Below are 640 nucleotides of genomic sequence, written 5' to 3' on the forward strand. Positions count from 1 at the left end.
AAGAAAGTCATTTCAACACTCAAAGCCCCTTTCGACCTGGGTGAGCATGAAGTATTTGTCGGCGTAAGTATTGGTATTGCCGTCTACCCTAATGGCGGGAACACGGTTGACCAGCTCATCCAAAATGCCGATGTTGCTATGTACCATGTAAAGGGACGCGGTAAAGATGGTTACCAGTACTACAGCGAAGATATGGCCATCCACACCTCAAATCGTTTGAGCCTGGAAAGAGACCTTAGAAACGCACTGGAACGTAACCAGTTCAAAGTTTATTATCAGCCTCAAATTTCTGCCAAGACAGGTAAGACCATCGGTGTTGAAGCGCTGGTAAGATGGCAGCATCCTGAGCGTGGTCTAATCTATCCTGGCGAGTTTATTCCTTTAGCCGAAGAAACCCGACTAATGTCTGATATTAGCGACTGGGTACTGCATTCGGCCTGTAAAGAAATTAAATCCTGGATCGACAGCGGCCAAAGTGACATTCGCTTATCAGTAAACTTCTCACCTCTCCAGGTTGAACACCCGCGCTTTGTACAGCGTTTACTATCCAGCTTGCGCCAGGCAGATTTCCCGCCCGGAAATCTCGAAATCGAGCTCACTGAAAATGTTATTATGAACGACCTTGAGAATATGACTCAAA

Annotated in this window: 1 protein-coding gene; it reads left to right on the forward strand. The window is 46.4% G+C overall.

All coding sequences use genetic code 11. The annotated features are described in order from the left end of the window. Positions 1 to 640, forward strand: a 640-nt coding sequence (locus A3766_RS09480) for a bifunctional diguanylate cyclase/phosphodiesterase (RefSeq protein ID WP_156508830.1), incomplete at both ends; no start/stop codon positions are given.

This window comes from Oleiphilus sp. HI0132, from assembly GCF_001635845.1.